Here is an 18,269-nt window from a genome sequence, read left to right as displayed (position 1 = left end):
GGGTACTTGTTGCGTGAAGACTACTTGCGTGCGGCAGCCAAATCCAGTGCGATATCGGTGATCAGGTCTTCCTGACCGCCGACGAGTCCACGTTCGCCGACGGCGAGCAGGATCGCGCGGGTGTCGAGTCCGTACTGCTTGGCAGCCGACTCGGCGTGGCGCAGGAAGCTCGAGTAGACGCCCGCGTAACCGAGTGTCAACGTCTCGCGGTCGACCTGGACCGGCCGGTCCTGCAGCGGACGCACGATGTCGTCTGCGGCATCCTGCAAGCCGAACAGATCGCAGCCATGCTTCCAGCCGTTGAGGTCTGCGACGGCGACGAACGGCTCGATCGGGCAGTTACCTGCACCGGCGCCGTGACCGGCGAGCGAGGCGTCGACACGCATGACGCCTTCCTCTACCGCCACAACCGAGTTCGCTACCGACAGCGACAGGTTCTGGTGGGCGTGGATGCCGATCTGGGTTTCCGGGTCGAGGACGTCGCGGTATGCGCGCACTCGCTGGCGTACACCGTCCATCGTCAGACGGCCACCGGAGTCGGTGACGTAGACGCAATGTGCGCCATACGATTCCATCAGCTTGGCCTGCTCGGCGAGCTTGGCGGGATCGGCGAGATGCGACATCATCAGGAAGCCGGACACGTCCATGCCCAGTTCGCGTGCCTTGCCGATGTGCTGTGCCGAGACGTCGGCCTCGGTGCAGTGTGTCGCGACGCGGACGGAGGTGACTCCGAGCTTGAATGCATGCTCGAGTTCCTTCACCGTGCCCACGCCTGGGAGCAGCAGCGTCGTCAGCTTTGCGCGATGAACGACCTCGGCGGCGGCTTCGATCCATTCCCAGTCGGTGTTGCTGCCCGGCCCGTAGGTGAGGCTGTGGCCGGCGAGACCGTCACCGTGGGTGACCTCGATGGCGTCGACGCCTGCACTGTCCAGAGCGCTTGCGATCCGGGCGACGTTTTCCGGGGTGATCCGGTGACGCATCGCGTGCATCCCGTCGCGCAGCGTCACATCTTGGATGTAGAGCGCGGCGCCGTCGTTGGCATTGGGGCGAGTCATCGTGCAGCCTCCAGAGTCTTGTTCTCAGCCAGCTTCTCCGCGACCTGAAGAGCAGCGGAGGTCATGATGTCCAGATTTCCCGCGTATGCGGGCAGGTAATGAGCGGCGCCTTCGACCTCGAGGAACACCGACACCTTCCACAGGCCCGGGCCCTTTTCGACGCCACCGGTGAGGGTTGCGACGGACTCCGCGTCGTCGAGCTGGGTGAACTGGACTTCCTGCTTCAACCGGTAGCCGGGAACATAGGCCGAAACCTTCGCGACCATGTCCAGGACCGACTGACGGATCTTGTCCTGATCGGGGTTCGATACCAGTGCCAGCACCGTGTCGCGCATGATCAGCGGCGGCTCGGCGGGGTTGAGGACGATGATCGCCTTGCCGTGTGCAGCTCCGCCGACCTTCTCGATTGCTTCCGAGGTGGTTTCGGTGAACTCGTCGATGTTCGCTCGCGTGCCGGGTCCGGCGGACTTCGACGCGATCGAGGCGACGATCTCCGCGTAGTGCACGTCCGTGACCGAGGAAATCGCGGCGACGATCGGGATGGTCGCCTGTCCGCCACACGTCACCATGTTCACGATCGGTGCGTCGAGGTGCTCGTCGAGGTTGACTGCGGGCACCACGAACGGGCCGATGGCGGCAGGCGTCAGGTCGATCAGGCGCTTGCCGTAGGGCCGAAGCGCTGCCTCGTTCGCCACGTGCGCCTGGGCGGAGGTGGAGTCGAAGATGATCTCGATCTCGGCGAACTCGGGGTGATCGATCAATCCCTGCACGCCCGAGTCGACGGTGGAGACTCCCAACCGCCTGGCGCGAGCCAGTCCGTCGGAATTGGGGTCGATGCCGACCAATACGGCAATTTCGACGTTCTTGGCGATCCTTTTCAACTTGATCACTAGATCGGTTCCGATGTTGCCCGATCCGATGACCGCAACTTTCGTGCTCATATATTGCCCGCCTTCGCATGTCCGATGTTGGTATGGACGCTATCCACGCTTGTGGCCGGTGCATAGGATCTGTCCCATGGAACGGGACAGTTCGTCATTATTGGAGAGATCGGCTCTGGTGCTGGACTCGTTTCCCGGCGGAACGGCACTTTCTCTCGCCGAGGTCTGCGCTCGGACGGGTCTGCCCAGGTCCACCACCCACCGCGTGCTGGTAAGCCTGGCGGACCTCGGCTGGCTCACGCGGACCGGAAGCAAATTCGAGCTCGGCATGGCTTTGTTCGAACTCGGTGAGCGTGTCGCCATCAAGCACAGTCTTCGATCGGCGGCGCTCCCCTTCATGCAGGACCTCTTCGCCGTGACCGAGCAGACCGTTCACCTCGCCGTCCGAGATCGGTTCGACGCGGTCTACGTGGAGAAAATTCACGGCCGCTCGGCGATGCCGTTTCCCTCGCACACCGGTGGACGGTTGCCGTTGACGTGCACGGCGGTGGGCAAGGCGCTGCTCGCCTCCGAGGACCCGGACGTGGTGGCAGAGGTCCTTGCCCAGCCGCTGCGACGTTGCACTCCGAATTCGATCACCGACCCCAAAAGGCTTGCACTCGAAATAGATTCGGTCCGACGTACCGGCGTCGCATCCGAGCGTGAAGAGTCCGCGATCGGCGGGTGCTGCGTGGCAGCTCCTGTCACGATGGCAGGCAAACCGATTGCAGCATTGTCGGTGTCCGTCCCGAAGGCGCAGTTCAGGCCGGAGTTGCTCGCCCCTGCCGTACGTACGGCCGCGCTGTCCCTGAGTCGAGTCCTCTCCCGTGGGTCGACCGCTCGGGAAAGCTGAGGCGCGCTCCGACTCCACGGTCTACGCTCGAAGCACCACTGAGTCCACACCACCTGGGGGTTCGTTCATGATCGCAGCGCAGTTCGATCCATACGAGCTCCTCGCGTCGAGCAGGCTCGGGGTTCTCGCGACCATCAAGTCCGACGGTCGACCACAGCTGTCGCCGGTCACGCCGTTCTACGACAGGGCGTCCGGGGTAATGCGCATCTCGGTGACGGATGGCCGCGCCAAGACCAACAATCTACGACGCGATCCGCGGGCGACGCTGGAGGTGACGAGTTCGGACGGGCGGTCGTGGGCGACGGCCGAGGGCACCGCAACGTTGCTTGGTCCGGGAACCGATCCGCACGGCGAAGAGGTGGACGCCTTGGTCGACTACTACCGAGCTGCCTCCGGTGAGCATCCGGACTGGGAGGAGTACCGCGCGACGATGGTCTCCGACCGTCGAGTTCTTCTGGTCGTCGACATCGAGCGTGTGTACGGACAGTCCATCGGCTGACCCGAAGGCCGGGCATCCCTCGATCCCGGGCGTCGGCGCATTTCAGGCGCCACAACCAGGAGTTCGTTACTGGTTCGTTACATCTCGGTGGCCGTATCGTGACCGCGAGGTTCCAGCGGAGAGATGTTGCCCTGACAGGGTTGCTGTGTAGAACAAGCACAACGTCGAGGGAAGGTGCCGAAGGATGATTGTTACCGACATCGCCCGCCTGGTATTCAACAAACGCGATTCCGATTCGATAGTTCAAGATGCGCGGTACGCGATCGAAGTGGAGTCCTACTCGCCCTCTTACGCCGTACTTCGAGTGTCCGGCGATCTTGACATGTCCTCGCGAACTGCCTTGACCCACAACCTCGACCGGCTCACCGCGTCGGGTGCGAACGTGCTGATCGACCTGTCCGCGGTGTCGTTCATGTACTCCGGCACGGTCAATACTGTCATCACCTCTGCATTGGCGTCCGACGGCAGCGTGCGCGTGTTCGCTCCCACCCGCCCGGCCCGAATGGTCATCGAATCTCTGGGCGCTGCTGCACTTCTCGTCGACCACCTTCCGTCGTCACTTCTCCCCCGATAAGACCGTTCGTTCAACCGAATCAGGAGGCCCCCATGATAGATCGCGATCTTCCTCGCACCCTCGACTCCGGTAACGCCTCATCGGAACACGATGAGTCCCGGCCGACGTCGTTCCTCCAGATGTTCGTCGACGCCGACCGATCCCGCCCGTCCTCCGATCGCTCGCAGCACCGGATCTTGTAGAGCGCCAAACTTTCGTAGCACTTTTCAAGGCCGAGGCACCCCGCACGTGAGCATGGTGTTCCAATTACGCCTTCTACGGGCGGAATCCCGCGCATATCGGACGTAGCTGGAACACCATGCTCAGCACCACAGGTACTGCGGGCTCAGGAACCGATCGGCCGGAAGCCCGCGCCTGTTCCACCGCGCGCACCGAGCATGTTCACCGATTCGAGAGCCGATGCGTAGACCGTGGGGCTCAGCAGGGGCACTCCGTCGGCGTGGCTGGCGATGCCGACGAGGGTTGTCCCGCTGACCAGTGCGCTTCCCGAGTCCGCCCACACTGTCGTGGTATCGGTCACGAGGTCTGATCCGCGCACTTCCCGGATGGTGCCGCAGGTGACGCCGCTGGCTACTCCGGATTTGCAGACGGGTTGGCCCGGGACGGCTTGTCCGATGCCGGTGACGGTGACGCCGCCTACCGAGGACACCGGGATCACTTTTGCGGGGTCGAGTGCGATGACTCCGTAGTCGGGACCCCAGTGCGAGGCGACGGTAGTCCCGACCGGCCCGGCACCGGGGTTACCGATGAGCGTCACCGGCAAGCCGGGCGAGAGGATGCAGTGACCCGCCGTCAGGCCGACGAGGGTTCCCGACGCGTCGTATCCGACTGCGGCGAAGGAGCATGCGGTCAGATCGTCGAGGCCGCCGGTGGTGACGTATCCCGTTCCCGGTCCGACGATCGCCCCTGGGGCTGCGACGGCGCTCGGCCCGGCGAGTGCTCCTGTGCCGGCAGCGAACGCGATGGCCGCTGCAGCCACCGCTCCTGCGGCCATCGCACGTCTCATTCTCGGCGCCGCCGGCCCGAAGTGACGGTGACGGGAGCCGATGTGTCGGCCTTCTGCGTCGAGACCGGCACACTGGGCCCTCCGGGTTCCGACCACTGCGCAGAGACTGTTCCCGGAGTGACCGGGCTCGGTGTCTGGCGTGCGATGGTCTTGTCGGTTTCGTAGTAGTACGAGTAGCCCTCGCCACCCTTGCGGGTCAGGGGCATCATCGTGAAGACAGCGCCGAGAACGTGGGCGCCGATGGTCTCGAGATTGCCGACGGCCCGGGACACTTCGCTTTCGCTGGTGTGACCGAAGCGTGCGACGATCAGCGCGCCGTCACTGTGCGTGGTGAGCAGTGCGGAGTCGGTGACCGGCAGTAGTGGTGCACCGTCGATGATCACGTAGTCGAAGCGCGTGCGCAGTTCTTCGATGACGCGGCGTGAAGCTTCCGATCCGAGCAGTTCCGACGGGTTCGGCGGCAATGGTCCCGATGCGAGGACGTCGAGTCCTTCGTAGCTGCTGGGCTGGAGGACATCGGAGATGTCTGCTTGCCCGGCGAGGACGGTCGACAGGCCGACCGAGCCGATGAGCCCGAGGTACTTCGACACGCGGGGGCGTCGTAGATCGCCTTCGACGAGCACGACGCGGTGGCCTGCCTCGGCGAGAGCGAGCGCGAGGTTGACCGCGACGGTCGTCTTTCCTTCAGCGGGTACTGCACTGGTGACGACGATGACGCGCGGCGGATGATCGACCTCGAGGAACTGCAGGTTGGTACGCAGTTCGCGGAAGCCTTCGGCGCTCACCGAGTGTGTTGCCCCGAAGGAGACGATCGAGGATTCTTTGAATGCCTTGTCGTAGGGGATGGTGCCGACAAGCGCTGTCTTGGCGGCAGCTTCGAGCTTCTTGCGAGTCTTGATGGTGTTGTCGAGCCGGTCGCGAAGGACTGCGAGCGCGATACCGAGGAGCAGACCCACTGCGGCTCCGAGGGCAAGGTTGCGGGTCGTCTTCGGGCTGATAGGTGAAGCAGATTCCTGAGCTTGCTCGACCACTCGGACGCTCGAGGCAGGCGCGCCGCCGTCTTCGGGGGTTTCGAGCTCACGGACGAGGACTGTCAGCTGGTTGCCGAGTGAGTTCGCGATATCGCGTGCGGTTCCGGGGTTGGTGTCCACGACGCACGTATCGAGCAGAACGGTGTCGGGGGTCGACGTGGCGGTGACCTTGGCCGCCAACTCGGCAGGTGTGATGCCGGTCAAGCCGAGTTCGTCGATCGTGCGGGCGGCCAACGTTTCACCCTTGACGAGCTCCGAGTACGACGCGACGCGCTGCTGCGCGAAGAGGTTGCCCTGGTAGCTTTCGCTCACTGTCGACCCACCGGAGGTGGAGACGAAGACTCGACTGCACGACTGGTAAGTCGGCGTGGTGAGAAGTGAGGCCGCTAGTGCGCCCAGGATGGCGACGGCAACGGTGACGACGATGATCATCCACCGCGTTCGCAGGATCTGGAGGTAGTCCTGGATTTCCACTTGGCTCCCTAATATTTTTCGGTCGAGCTTAAAACTTATGGATTAATGTCTTGGTAGGCAGGCTCACTCGGTTCGTACGGGCACCACTTCCGGCGCAAGAGTGAATTGCACGACGTCGATGCGCCCGTCTTTGAAGCGCGATGAGCATCCGGTGAGGTAGTGGATGTACCTGTCGTAGTTCTCTTCCGACGACAGGGCGATGGCGTGCGGCCGTGCGGCGACGAGCCGCTCGGTCCATTCGTCGAGTGTGCGTGCGTAGTGCGGTCCGAGCGCATGCTCGCGCTCCACGCTGAATCCGGCCTCGGTGGACTTCTTGGTCACCATGTCCGACAACGCCAACTGTCCGCCGGGAAATATCTCGCGCATGATGAACCGTACGAAGTGCGCGTCGTCGCGGGTGAACTCCACCCCGCTGGCGATGACTTCCGCGAGCGGACGCATCACGATGGTGTGCAGCAACATTCGACCGTCTGCGGGGAGAACCGAGCGACACTTGTCGAAGAACGCCGAATACCGCTGGCGCCGAAAGTGTTCGAATGCGCCGATGCTGACGATGCGGTCGACGGGCTCGTCGAACTCCTCCCAGCCCTGCAGACGAATATCCACCGTGCGCTCACTCGACAGGTCTGCCACAGTTTTACGCGCGTGATCGTATTGGTTCCGACTCAATGTCAAGCCGATGACGTCGACGTCGTACTTCTCGGCGGCACGCTTGGCCAACGAGCCCCAACCGCATCCGACGTCGAGCAGTGTCATCCCGGACTGCAGGTCCAGTTTGCCCAGCGCGAGATCGATTTTCGCCAGCTGCGCTTGCTCGAGCGTCATGTTCTCGCGCTCGAAGTACGCACAGCTGTAGGTCATGCTCGGATCGAGGAACAGCTCGAAGAACTCGTCGGACAGGTCGTAATGCGCCTGCACATTGTCGACATACGGCTCGAGTTTTTTGACAGCGCTGGATCGGTTCATCACGCCACGCCTTCCGCGACAGAGGTGATGCCGATTGCTCGGCCTATGGTGTGGGCGCTTGCTTCACCCAGCAGATCTTCGTGTTCAGCATCGATGAGGACGACCGAGAGGTGGCCGCCGACGTACTGTTCCCATTGCTGCGCGCCGTGTGATCCACGGGCCGCAAAGTACACGACGTCACCGTCGTATATTCGGGGTCGGTGTGCTGCTACCCACCGCGGAGCAGCCACTACCGGGGCATACATTCTGCGAAGATGGTCGCTGGTGAGGAATCCGAGTTCACTTCGTGTGTAACGCAATTGCGCCACGACATCCTCGAACGAGGACCCGTTGACTCCCAGTTGCCGCGCCAGATCCTCGACACCGAAGTCGACGGCGTCGGCAGGCATGTCAGTTGGCACGCTCAGCTGCGGGTCGAGCAGTGCGAGTAGCGCGACTTCCTCCCCCGTGCTCTGCAGGACGGTAGCGACGGCATGCGCGATCACTCCACCGAGCGACCACCCGAGCAGGTGATAGGGCCCGGTGGGCTGAACTGCGCGGATCTCCCGCACGTATCGGGCCGCGAACGCGTCGATCGAGGCAGGCGAGGCTTCACCGCTGGCGATGCCGGGAACCTGGAGTCCGTAGAGCGGCCGGTCGGTGACCGAAAGCAACGACAGGTAGCTCCATGCGATGCCGATCGCTGGGTGGATGCAGAACAGTGGCTCTTGTTCGCCTTCGACCCGCAGTGGCAGTACGACATCGAAGACGTCGTCGCCGGCGTCGCCGAGTCCGTCCAGCTTGGCCGCCAACGACGCCGCGGTCGGGTGCGTCAACAGCCAGCTGACGGGGACCGGACGTCCGAGTTCGTCGCCGAGGTTGTCGATCACGCGCACCACCGACAGCGAGTGTCCGCCGAGGTCGAAGAAGTTGTCGTCGACGCCGATACGGTCGGCGTCGATCTCGAGAACTTCCGCGAACGACGCACGCACGCTCCACTCCAGGGGCGTCGACGGCGCAAGATGCACGACGGTCGCCAGCGTGGGTTCGGGTAGTGCTCGCGCGTCGACCTTTCCGGAGATCGACATCGGGAGCGTGTCCACGACGGTGACCGAGCTGGGAACCATGTAGGCAGGAATTGTGCGCGTGAGGAATTCGCGGACAGCGCCGGCATCGGTGTCGCCGGCGATGTAGGCCGCCAGCGACTGATCGTGCCCCAGGACGCAGGCCTGTTCGACGTGGGGATGCCGCAGCAGTGCCGCTTCCACCTCCGCGAGTTCGACGCGATGTCCGCGGATCTTGACCTGCGAGTCGACGCGTCCGAGGTATTCGAGTTCGCGTGTGTTCCGGTGCTCCACCCATCGGACGAGGTCGCCGGTTCGGTAGAGGCGCTTGCTCTTGTCACCCAGCATGTTCGGCACGAAGCGGCTTGCGGTGAGTCCGGGCTGGGACAGGTACCCTTCGGCCAGCCCTGGGCCGCCGAGGTACAGCTCCCCCACCACGTTGTCCGGTACGGGCCGCAGCCGTGCGTCGAGGACGACGGCGTCGAACCCGCGCACCGGTCCGCCGATGGTCACCGCGGCGAGCTGTTTCAGTGCGGGCGTGCAGGTTCCCATGACTGTGGCCTCGGTCGGCCCGTATGCGTTGAACACGGTGCTGCTGTGCGACCAGCGTTGCACCAGTTCGGTATTGGCTGCTTCGCCGGCCATGATGACGACGTCGACGGTCGGTGTGGCCGCCGGGTCGGTGATCTGCAGGACGGTCGGGGTCAGGCACACGTGTGTGACGGCGGTGCTGGTGATGAACAATTCGAGTTCGCGTCCCGCATAGACCTCGGCTGGCACGACTACCACGGCAGCACCGACACCGCAGGCGAGGAGCATTTCGAAGATCGAGGCGTCGAAACCTGGGGATGCGAACTGCAGGACCCGAGATTCGGTATCGACTCCAAACGTATCGCGTTGGCTCTGCACCAGATTCGCGATGCCCCGATGTGTCACGCGCACTCCCTTGGGGGCGCCCGTCGAACCCGAGGTGTAGATGACGTACGCGGTGTCGTCGAGATATGCCGTGTCTTCGACATACGAGCGAGGCAAGACTGATTCGGGGGAACTCGCCAAGCCGTCGACCGTCACCCAGCGTCCACCGACGGGAGCAAGGGACGCCCTGGTGATGCCGGTGACGGGCTGGGCGTGTTCGAGGATTTCCTCGATGCGTGTGGCCGGATGGTTCGGGTCGATCGGCAGGTAACCGGCCCCGCTCTTGGCGACGGCCCACAGTGCCGCTACGAGATCGGCGGACCGCGGCAGCGCGACGGCAACCAGAGTTCCCGGCCGCGCACCTTCAGCGATGATGCTGTCCATCAACACATTCGAGCGACGGTCCAGTTCGGCGTACGTCAGTGATTCGCCGCCGTCGACGACGGCTGTTGCGTCCGGCCAGGTCTGGGCGGCCCGGCGCACGAGGGTGCCGAGGGTGTAGCGATCTTCGGCACCGTCGGTGTGCGAAACGACGTCCGAGCGGGCTGCAAGAAAGTCGAGGCTGCCGAGTTCGATGTCCGGGCGTGCGGCAACGAGTCGGAGCACCGACTCCAGCCGTTCGGCGAGAGCGACGCACACGGACCGTTCGAAGCGGTCGCCGGAGTAACCGAGTTGTCCGCTCAGCCTGTCGACGGTGTGCTCGATGACGATTTCGAGGTCGAACTGGTTCTCGGAGATGTCGATTCGCTGTGGCGATACTTCACCGGTGCCGAGTTCGAAGGTCGGGATCTCCAGCGCACCGACGGCGAGGAGCACCTGGAACAGCGGGTGGGAGTCGATGGCTCTGGTCGGTTCCACGGCTTCGACGACCCAGTCGAACGGTACGGCCGAGTGCGCGAATGCGTCGAGGTCGCGGTCGCGGACGTCGGTGACGAACTGCTCGAATGTCTTGTTCGGTGCCACGTCGGTCCGGAGCACGATGGTGCCGACGAACATGCCGACCAGGTCGTCGAGCGCGGGTTCGGAGCGTCCCGATACCGGGGTGCCGATGGCGATGTCCGCGGTGCCGCTGGCTTCGGCGAGCACGGCGGCCAGGGCGGCGTGGATCACCACGAACAGTGTTGCGCCCAGCCGGTTCGCAAGGCTGCGGAGGTCGGCGAGGGTGGCAGCGTCGAGTTCGAACGCGATGGGTGTCGCGTTCTCCAAGGGGTTCGGGGTACCGGTCGGTAGCTCGAGGTAGTCCGGCAGGCCGGCAAGGGTACGCCGCCAGTAGGCGAGCTGTTCGGCTGCGACCGAGTCCAGCACGTCGTGCTGCCACAGGCGGTAGTCGGCGTAATCGACTGTCAGCGGTGTGAACTCTGGTTGCAGCCCTGCCGCCCTGGCGGTCAGCGCGGTGGAGACGTCGCGCGCGAGCGGTGTGAGCGAGAGTCCGTCGACGGCGATGTGATGGGCGACGACCACCAACGACATCTCACCGACATTGCGTACGACGTTGAGCCGCACGGGGGGCTCGACGGTCAGGTCGAATCCAGTTTCGGCCAGCAGCTTCGCGTCGGCGTGGCGACCGTCGATCGAGGAGACGACGATCTCGGCGTCGAGCAGCATGGCGACCGGGCCGTCCGGGGTGGACGGGTAGACGGTGCGCAGCGGGAGGTGACGCTCGAGCACGTCGACGATCGCGGCTCGAAGAACCGCGAGGTCGGTGTCCGCGGGTAGCGGCAGTGCGAACGCGATGTTGTAAGCGGCAGAGGTGGGGTCGAACCGATTCTGTAACCACACTCGTCGCTCGGCGGGAGACAGGGCCCCGTGATCGCGTGCCTGCGCACGATGCACCAGCGCGGGCGGGCTGACGTACGCCTCCGACAGCATGTCGATTGCCGCGGCGAGGGCGCGGGCGCTCGGCGCTTCGAACAGTGTCCGAACCGGAACGTGGGTGCCCAGCGCGGCGCCGATGCGTGCGGTTGCGCGCGTGGCACTCAGTGAATCACCACCGAGCACGAAGAAATTGGCGTCGGCGGCGGGATCGACGACGTCGAGGGCGTCGGCGAAGATCCCGAGGATGACTTCCTCGGCCAGCGTTCGGGCTGCCGAGTGGTCTCCGGCTACCGGGGCAGGTGCAACCAGCGCGGAGAGGTCGACCTTGCCGTTGGCGGTGACGGGGATGCGATCGACCGCGACGATCACGGCGGGCACCATCGACAGTGGTAGCCGTTCGAGCAACCACGGTGCGAGTTCGCGCTCCTCGGCCCCGACGGCCCAGGCCACGATTCGGCCGTCGCGGACGTCGGCGACCGCACCCTGGACTGCGGGATGTGCGGTGAGGGCGGATTCGACGTCGCCGAGTTCGACGCGTACACCGCGCAGTTGGACTTGCGAGTCGCCGCGGCCACGGTAGTCGAGCACAGCGGATTCCTCGCAGCGGACGAGATCGCCGGTCCGGTAGAGCCGCTGTCCGCTGGGGCCTGCGACGAAGCGCTCCGCGGTCAGTGCGGGGCGAGCGCGGTAGCCGCGCGCAACGCCACTGCCACCGAGGTACAGCTCGCCGACGCCACCGACCGGGACCGGCCGTAGGCGAGTGTCGAGCACGAGTGCATACACGTGCGGCAGCGGTGTGCCGATGGTGACACGATCTCCGGCGTCGAGTGGGTCGGTCAGCGTGGCGACGACGGTGGCCTCGGAAGGGCCGTACGCGTTGAGCATTCGCCGTCCCGGTGCCCAGTCGTCGACCACTGCGCTTCCCAGGACGTCGCCGCCGACGGCCACGGTGGTGACACCGGCAACCGGGGGCACGGTGGCGAGCAAGGCCGGTGTGGAGAGATAGTGGGTGACGGAGTGGGCAGTGAGGAACCGAGCCATCTCGTCCCCGTCGAGTATCTCGGTGGGCGCGAGAACCATGGTGGCACCAGCTCCGAAGGCCAGCACCAGTTCCAGCACGGCTGCGTCGAAGTTCGTCGAGTACCCGTGTAGCACCTGCGAGGAAGCGGTGACGTCGTAGCGCGAAACTACCTGCTGCGCAAGTGCATACACAGCCTCATGCGTCACCGTCACGGGCTTCGGTACGCCGGTGGATCCCGAGGTGTGAATGACATAGGCCGGATGGGCAGGGAGCACTGCCGCAGCGCGGTCGGCGTCGACCAGCGGGCTGTCGTCGAAAGCGTCTGCGGCAGCCTCGTCAAGCCACAGCACGCCCTCTTCGACACCGCCGAAGCCCAGGTGGGTGCCGGTGAGGATCTGCTGGCGTCGCAAAGCCGGGTAGCTCGGATCGACCGGAAGGAACGCAGCGCCGGACTTCACCACTGCCCACAGGGCCACGATGTACTCCGCGGATCGTGCGAGCGAGAGTGCCACGGTGGTCTCGGGTGCGGCGCCGCGGTCGATCAGCAGGCGCGCCAACCGGTTGGAACGGCTGTCCAGTTCGCGGTAGGTCAGCGTCGATTCGCCGTCGAGTGCAATTCGGTCGGGCATCTCGATTGTCAGCACGTCCAGGAGTGTTCCCTTCGCGCTCCGCTCGGGTTGTGAAGGCAGAGACGCGAGTTCGATATCTCCCACCACGACGGACGGGTTCTCCACGACTGCTTCGAGAACACTCACGAAGGCTGCAGCGAAGCGTTCGACGGTCTCCCGGTCGTACAGGTCTTTCGCGTATTCGATGTCGCCCGCGATACCGTCGGCGGTTTCGGTGACGACGACGTTGAGGTCGAATTCGGAGGTGTGTGTGGAGATGGGCAGCACGGTGACCGGGAGGTCCTCGATCGACTGATGGCGGGCATTGTCGAAAGCCAGCATCACTTGGAACAGCGGGTGGCGGTCGAGGGATCGATCGGCGCTCAGGGCGTCGACGATCCGCTCGAACGGCAGGTCGGAGTGTGCGAACGCGTCGAGATCTGCGTGCCGAACGGTCCCGAGGAGTTCGATGAAGGTGCCGCCGCGGTCCACCTCGACCGCCAAGGGCACGGTGCCGACGAACATTCCGACCATGTCGTCGAGCGCTGCGTGCCCGCGACCGGCCGAGGGTGAACCCAGGACGGTACGGTCGCAATCGCTGAAGCGACTCAGAGTCAGTGCAAGTGCGGCATGGACGACCATGAACGTCGTCGCATTCTCACCGAGCGCGAGAGAACGAATCTGTGCGTGCACTTCGGTGCCGATGGAGAGGGGGACGCCTGCTGTCTGCATCGACTGCGCGGCCGGGCGCGGGCGATCGGTCGGCAGTTCCGCACTGGGCCGATCCAGCGCATCGAGTGCGATTGTCCAATAACGCAATTGATCCTCGGCGGCGGAGTCGACCACAGCTCTGTTCCACACCGCGTACTGGCTGTACTGGGCTTGCAGGCGTGACCACGTGGGAGCATGCCCGGCGGAGCGTGCGGCGTAGGCGACGGTGAAATCGCGGACGAGAGGATCGATCGACCACCCGTCGACCGAGATGTGATGCATGACGATGACGACCACCGTCGCCTCGGACAAACCCTCATGCGAGGAGACGGCGAGCAGCGACGCGCGGATGGGGACCTCGGCAGCGACGTCGAAACCCTTCGATGCCAGCTCGGCGATCGCGCCGTCGAGTTCGCCGGGTCCTACTTCGCTGGTGAGAATCTCGGGCAGAACTCCGGCTGTGGGCAGCACTACCTGGCGTGGGCCGTTGCCGTCGTCGGGGAAGTAGGTGCGCAGCGACTCGTGCCGTTCGAGCACGTCCCGCAGTGCAGCGACGACGAGGCTCGAGTCTCCACCCGAAGGCAACCGCACGGCCACCGGCATGTTGTATGCGGGCGATGCCGAATCGAACTGGTTGAGGAACCACATGCGCTGCTGCGAGTACGACAGCGACACCCGCTCGGGGAGCACGGTGTCGAGCAGATCGAGCGAATCCCGCTGATCGACAGCCGAATCGATGGCAACCGCGATCGCAGCGACCGTCGGGGCGTCGAACAGGACGGGCAGCGTGACCGCGGAGCCGAGCCTGGCCACCACTCGCGTCGCGCTCAGCGAATCGCCACCGAGCTCGAAGAACGAGTGCGTGCGGCCGACGATCGGTACGTCCAGCACCTCGGCGAACACGGCGGTGACAGCACGTTCGGTATCGGTCTGCGGGGCAACGTATTCGGTGACCGTGGTCGGCGCCGGGTCGGGTAGTGCCCGGCGGTCGAGCTTGCCGCTCACCGAGAGGGGTAGCGCATCGAGTTCGACGATGCGGTCCGGAACCATCCACGCCGGAAGCACGCCGCGCAGGTGCGCACTCAAGTCTGCGGTCTCACCGACGACGTACGCGACGAGGTGGTCGTCACGAACGTCGACGGCAACGGCGTCGACACCCGCCAGTTGCAGTGCTACCGATTCGATTTCCCCGAGTTCGACCCGTCGGCCGTGTAGCTGGAGCTGCTGATCGGCGCGGCCCAGGTAGTCGAGTGACGTGCCGAAGATCGACCATCGCACCAGATCGCCTGTGCGATAGAGCCTTCGACCGGGCGCAGCCGGATCTGCTACGAAACGGCTCGCGGTGACGCCGGGTTGCCCGTCGTATCCGCGCGCGAGAGAGTCACCACCGAGATAGAGTTCGCCGATTCCGCCGTACGGGACGGGCCGCAACCGGTTGTCGAGTACGAGCGCGCGGACGCCGGGAAGCGGGCCACCGATGGTGATCCGTTTTCCGACGCCCATGGGTGCGGAAAGCGTGGCGAGGACGGTTGCCTCGGTCGGGCCGTAAGCGTCGAGCATGTCGGGGCCGGCGTCGGCGAACCGGTCGCGGAGTGCGGGCGGGCATACTTCACCGCCCACGTCGAATACCTCGAGGCCTTTGACGTCCAGCGGTTCGAGCGTCGCGAGGACGGTCGGGGAGGTAATGAGGTGCGTGATGCGTTCCTCGGCCAGGAGGTCGGCGAGCGCGGGGCCCGCGTACACGTCGGCGGGCGCGATGACGAGCGTGGCACCGGCAGCGAACGCCGCCAGGATTTCCTGGATGGACGCATCGAACACCGGTGAGGCCAGGTGCAGTACCCGCGAGTCCGATGAGACCGAGTACCGATCCACGACCGCTGATGCCAGCTGCGCGAGCCCGCGGTGACCGACGCTGACGGCCTTGGGCTTTCCGGTCGAACCGGAGGTGTGGATGGCGTACACCTCGTTGTCGAGGTGAACCCGTCGAGCTTGAAAGGGTAGGGGTTCGGCGTCGAGAAGGTCTTCGATGGCCAGCCACTCGACTGTGTCGGGGAGCGTGCCGAGCAGTGCGCGTTCGGTGATGCCGACCCGCACTCCGGTGCTACTGAGCATGGAGGTCAACCGGTCGGTCGGATCGTGCGGATCGACGGGCACGAACGATGCGCCCGCTACCGATACGGACCACAGGGCCAGCACGGAGTGCATCGAGCGGTCCAGCGCGATCGCGATCCGAGTCTCTGGCGAGGCAAGGAAAGGCGCAAGCTGACCCGCGATATGGCGTGCACGAGAGACGAATTCGACGCCCGCGAGTTCCTGCCCGGCGCAGCGGACAACGGCAGAGTCCCGCAGCAACTCGGGCAGCAGAGCAGGTGGTGGACCCTGCGAATCCACCGCGAGCAGAGCTTCCTCTTCGGCGGGCGAGAGCACTTTCAGGTCCGCGAGCGGCAACCCGTCCGGTGCCGCGAGAACGGTACGCAGCAGACCGAGGAACCGCTGATGGTGCGTGCTCAGTTCCTCGGTGCTGTAGATCGCGGGGTTACCGAGGAAGTCGACGCGGGTACTGGCGCCGGCGACCCCCGGGTAAACATTGACCATCATGTCGTCGATCGGACCGCTGGAGAGCACACGGTATTCGCCGATGACGTCGCCGAGCCGAATTGTGCTGTCGTACATCATGATGTTCACGGTCGGGCCGAAAGCTCCGCGGCCGGCGGAGGTACTGCCCTCGAACCCGCCGTCGGTTTCACGCTGCATGTCCTCGACGCGGAACCGCTGATGCCGCAGCGCACCGGTGAGCTCGACCTGGATGCGACGCAGTAGTTCCTCGATGGTGACGTCCGGGTCGACACCGATCCGCAGCGGCACGATATTGGACATCATTCCGGAGGAGTCACGCAGTTTGGTGGTCGCACGGCCCGAGACGGGGAGGCTGAGCATGACGTCGTCGGTGCCGGTCATCCGCGCGAGGTACAGCGCGAACGTCGCGAGCACGACGGGGACGTCGGAGGAGTTGTAGCGCTGGGCCAGCGCGGCCATTGCGTCGGTGAGCTCGTCGTCGAGCACTGCGCCGACGCTGATCGATACGGCACTGGGCACCGCCGCACCGGAATGCGGGGTGCCGGCAAGACGTGGCGCATCGGCGTGACCGTCGAGTCGGCCGACCCAGTATTCGCGGTCGGCTTCATAGCGCGTGGAACCGACGTAGGCGGTTTCGTAGTCGTAGATCGCCCGGACACCGACGGCGCGGGTCTTGGGTACGTCGGCGCCGGTCAGCAGGGCCGTGTATGCCGCGGCGGTGCGCTCCTGAACCGAAATTGCACCCAAGCCGTCCATGACGACGTGGTGAGCTCGGCTGTACCAGAAGTAGTGTGCTTCGCCGACCTGCATGATCTCCGAGGCGATCAGTTGATCGCGGACCAAGTCGACGGGCTTTCTGTATTGCTCGTCCATGTAGTGGTGGGCGTAGCCGACGGGGTCGCTCTCGTCACGAAGGTCGCGATAGATCATCGCGTAGGGAACGTTGAGGTCGAACCACTGGTATGGCTGGCCGTCGTTCTCACCCAAACGCACGCCAGGCGATTCGAGCTCGCGGCACGCGATGTCGGTTGCCCGGATCAACGTGGCGGGGTCGATCTCGCCACGGATCTCGACGAACTGCGCGATGGTGAACGGAACTCCCGGCGCCAGCTTCTGCGCGAAGTAGATGTTGAGCTGAGCGGGCGACAGCGGGAACCAGTCGATCCCGCTGGGGGCACCTTCCACTGACGACACTTCTGCTACCCCTCCTCACGGTCCTCTGCGCCGGCGGCACAATCTTCACTCCGGAAGAACGTTGCGGAAGCAACGTCGATCAGTAGCGCCCAATTACAAACTAGTGGACCGGAGGTATTTGCTCCACTTATCCAATGCGACTTCCGAGATATTAACCGTTGTGGACGCAGTGCATTTCGGCGAAAACTAGGTGACTCGTATTGAAAAGCGCCATTCCGCTTGTTTCTGGTTACTTCCCTGAATATTTTCAGCCATTCAGGGGCCGTACCGTACTGCGGCAACTGTCCGGTACAGGATGCGGATGTCGCGGGCGAGCGACCACGAGTCCACATAGCGGCGATCGAGCATCGCCGCTTCCGGTCCGGAGATGTCCGCGCGGGGCGCCAACACCCAAAGCCCGGTAATCCCCGGACGGCAGTCAACCGGCACTTCCCCCTCGTGAATGTCGGGTCGATCCGCGGCGGGTCGCGGTCCGACCAAGCTCATGTCGCCACGGAGAACATTGATCAGCTCGGGCAGATGGTCCATCCCGAGCCTCGTCAGGAGTACGCCGAGCCGCTGCTCAGGGGATGCCCTGAAGCTCAGGAGCCGAAAATTGACGCCCCGGCGACCGATGCGCGTCGAGGACGCGAACGTCGGCTCACCCTCGGCCCCACTGGTCAGAATCACGCATCCGAGGAATACCGGCGCCAGGACTATCAGAATTGTTGCGGCCAGAACCCTGTCGAATATGACCTTGGTCGCAGATTGCACCGGATCGAGCCGCGCGGGACCCGCCGATCCGCCCTGCTGTGGTATCGGGGAATCCGAACCGCACCCTCCCGAACTACCGCGGATCACTCTCCCGACTCCCCTCTCCGAACGAGACGATCTTCCCCGAGACCGACGAACTTTTATCGTCGGTAACCATCATTACGTTACGATCTCGGCGCCGACAAGTCCCTTCATTTACACAATCGTATTAATTGCCGACACCGTCGATCATTCAATCGAATTACCCACTACCT

11 protein-coding genes are annotated in these 18,269 nt (G+C 64.7%); 4 read left to right on the top strand and 7 right to left on the bottom strand.

What is annotated here, in order from left to right; all coding sequences use genetic code 11:
- Nucleotides 1–20: 20 nt before the first annotated feature.
- Both dmpG and QMK32_RS20475 read right to left on the bottom strand, forming a co-directional pair.
- Nucleotides 21–1,055, bottom strand: coding sequence for a 4-hydroxy-2-oxovalerate aldolase (gene dmpG / locus QMK32_RS20480; RefSeq protein WP_186628685.1), 1,035 nt, complete (start codon nucleotides 1,053–1,055; stop codon nucleotides 21–23).
- The gene (locus QMK32_RS20475) at nucleotides 1,052–1,996 is read right to left on the bottom strand and encodes an acetaldehyde dehydrogenase (acetylating) (RefSeq protein ID WP_283477096.1); all 945 of its coding nucleotides are present in this window, start codon (nucleotides 1,994–1,996) and stop codon (nucleotides 1,052–1,054) included. Before QMK32_RS20475 ends, dmpG begins: the two co-directional genes overlap by 4 nt.
- A 76-nt stretch (nucleotides 1,997–2,072) precedes the next feature.
- Here QMK32_RS20475 and QMK32_RS20470 point away from each other — a divergent pair, with 76 nt between their 5' ends.
- The 4 genes from QMK32_RS20470 to QMK32_RS20455 all read left to right on the top strand — a co-directional run bounded on the left by QMK32_RS20470 (nucleotide 2,073) and on the right by QMK32_RS20455 (nucleotide 4,083).
- On the top strand, nucleotides 2,073–2,828 hold the full coding sequence (locus QMK32_RS20470; protein WP_283477095.1) for an IclR family transcriptional regulator: 756 nt from the start codon (nucleotides 2,073–2,075) through the stop codon (nucleotides 2,826–2,828).
- Between the two features lie 67 nt (nucleotides 2,829–2,895).
- A complete protein-coding gene (locus QMK32_RS20465) occupies nucleotides 2,896–3,327 on the top strand; it encodes a PPOX class F420-dependent oxidoreductase (protein ID WP_283477094.1) in 432 nt (143 codons plus the stop codon).
- Nucleotides 3,328–3,511: 184 nt separating this feature from the next.
- Nucleotides 3,512–3,901 carry an STAS domain-containing protein gene (locus QMK32_RS20460; RefSeq protein ID WP_283477093.1) on the top strand — a complete coding sequence of 130 codons (390 nt, stop codon included), beginning with the start codon at nucleotides 3,512–3,514 and terminating at the stop codon, nucleotides 3,899–3,901.
- Between the two features lie 32 nt (nucleotides 3,902–3,933).
- A complete protein-coding gene (locus tag QMK32_RS20455) occupies nucleotides 3,934–4,083 on the top strand; it encodes a hypothetical protein (RefSeq protein WP_283477092.1) in 150 nt (49 codons plus the stop codon).
- A 143-nt stretch (nucleotides 4,084–4,226) separates the two neighbouring features.
- On the opposite strand, the gene QMK32_RS20450 is transcribed toward QMK32_RS20455, so the two are convergent.
- The 5 genes from QMK32_RS20450 to QMK32_RS20430 all read right to left on the bottom strand — a co-directional run bounded on the left by QMK32_RS20450 (nucleotide 4,227) and on the right by QMK32_RS20430 (nucleotide 18,102).
- Entirely contained in the window at nucleotides 4,227–4,895 is a 669-nt protein-coding gene (locus QMK32_RS20450; protein ID WP_283477091.1) for a S1 family peptidase, read from the bottom strand.
- A gap of 8 nt (nucleotides 4,896–4,903) precedes the next feature.
- Nucleotides 4,904–6,412, bottom strand: coding sequence for a tyrosine-protein kinase domain-containing protein (locus QMK32_RS20445; RefSeq protein WP_283477090.1), 1,509 nt, complete (start codon nucleotides 6,410–6,412; stop codon nucleotides 4,904–4,906).
- 63 nt (nucleotides 6,413–6,475) lie between these two features.
- Complete coding sequence (locus QMK32_RS20440; RefSeq protein ID WP_283477089.1) at nucleotides 6,476–7,378, bottom strand: cyclopropane mycolic acid synthase family methyltransferase; 903 nt, start codon at nucleotides 7,376–7,378, stop codon at nucleotides 6,476–6,478.
- Nucleotides 7,378–17,262, bottom strand: a complete 9,885-nt coding sequence (locus QMK32_RS20435; protein ID WP_283477088.1) for a non-ribosomal peptide synthetase — start codon at nucleotides 17,260–17,262, stop codon at nucleotides 7,378–7,380. The genes QMK32_RS20440 and QMK32_RS20435 overlap by 1 nt, the downstream gene beginning before the upstream one ends.
- 255 nt (nucleotides 17,263–17,517) lie before the next feature.
- Nucleotides 17,518–18,102, bottom strand: a complete 585-nt coding sequence (locus tag QMK32_RS20430; protein WP_283477087.1) for a sugar transferase — start codon at nucleotides 18,100–18,102, stop codon at nucleotides 17,518–17,520.
- Nucleotides 18,103–18,269 lie beyond the last annotated feature (167 nt).

It is taken from the genome of Rhodococcus sp. H29-C3, assembly GCF_030063405.1.
GTDB lineage: Bacteria > Actinomycetota > Actinomycetes > Mycobacteriales > Mycobacteriaceae > Rhodococcoides.
Note: the sequence above shows the minus strand (reverse complement) of the source record. Positions and strands in the feature narration are given on the sequence as shown.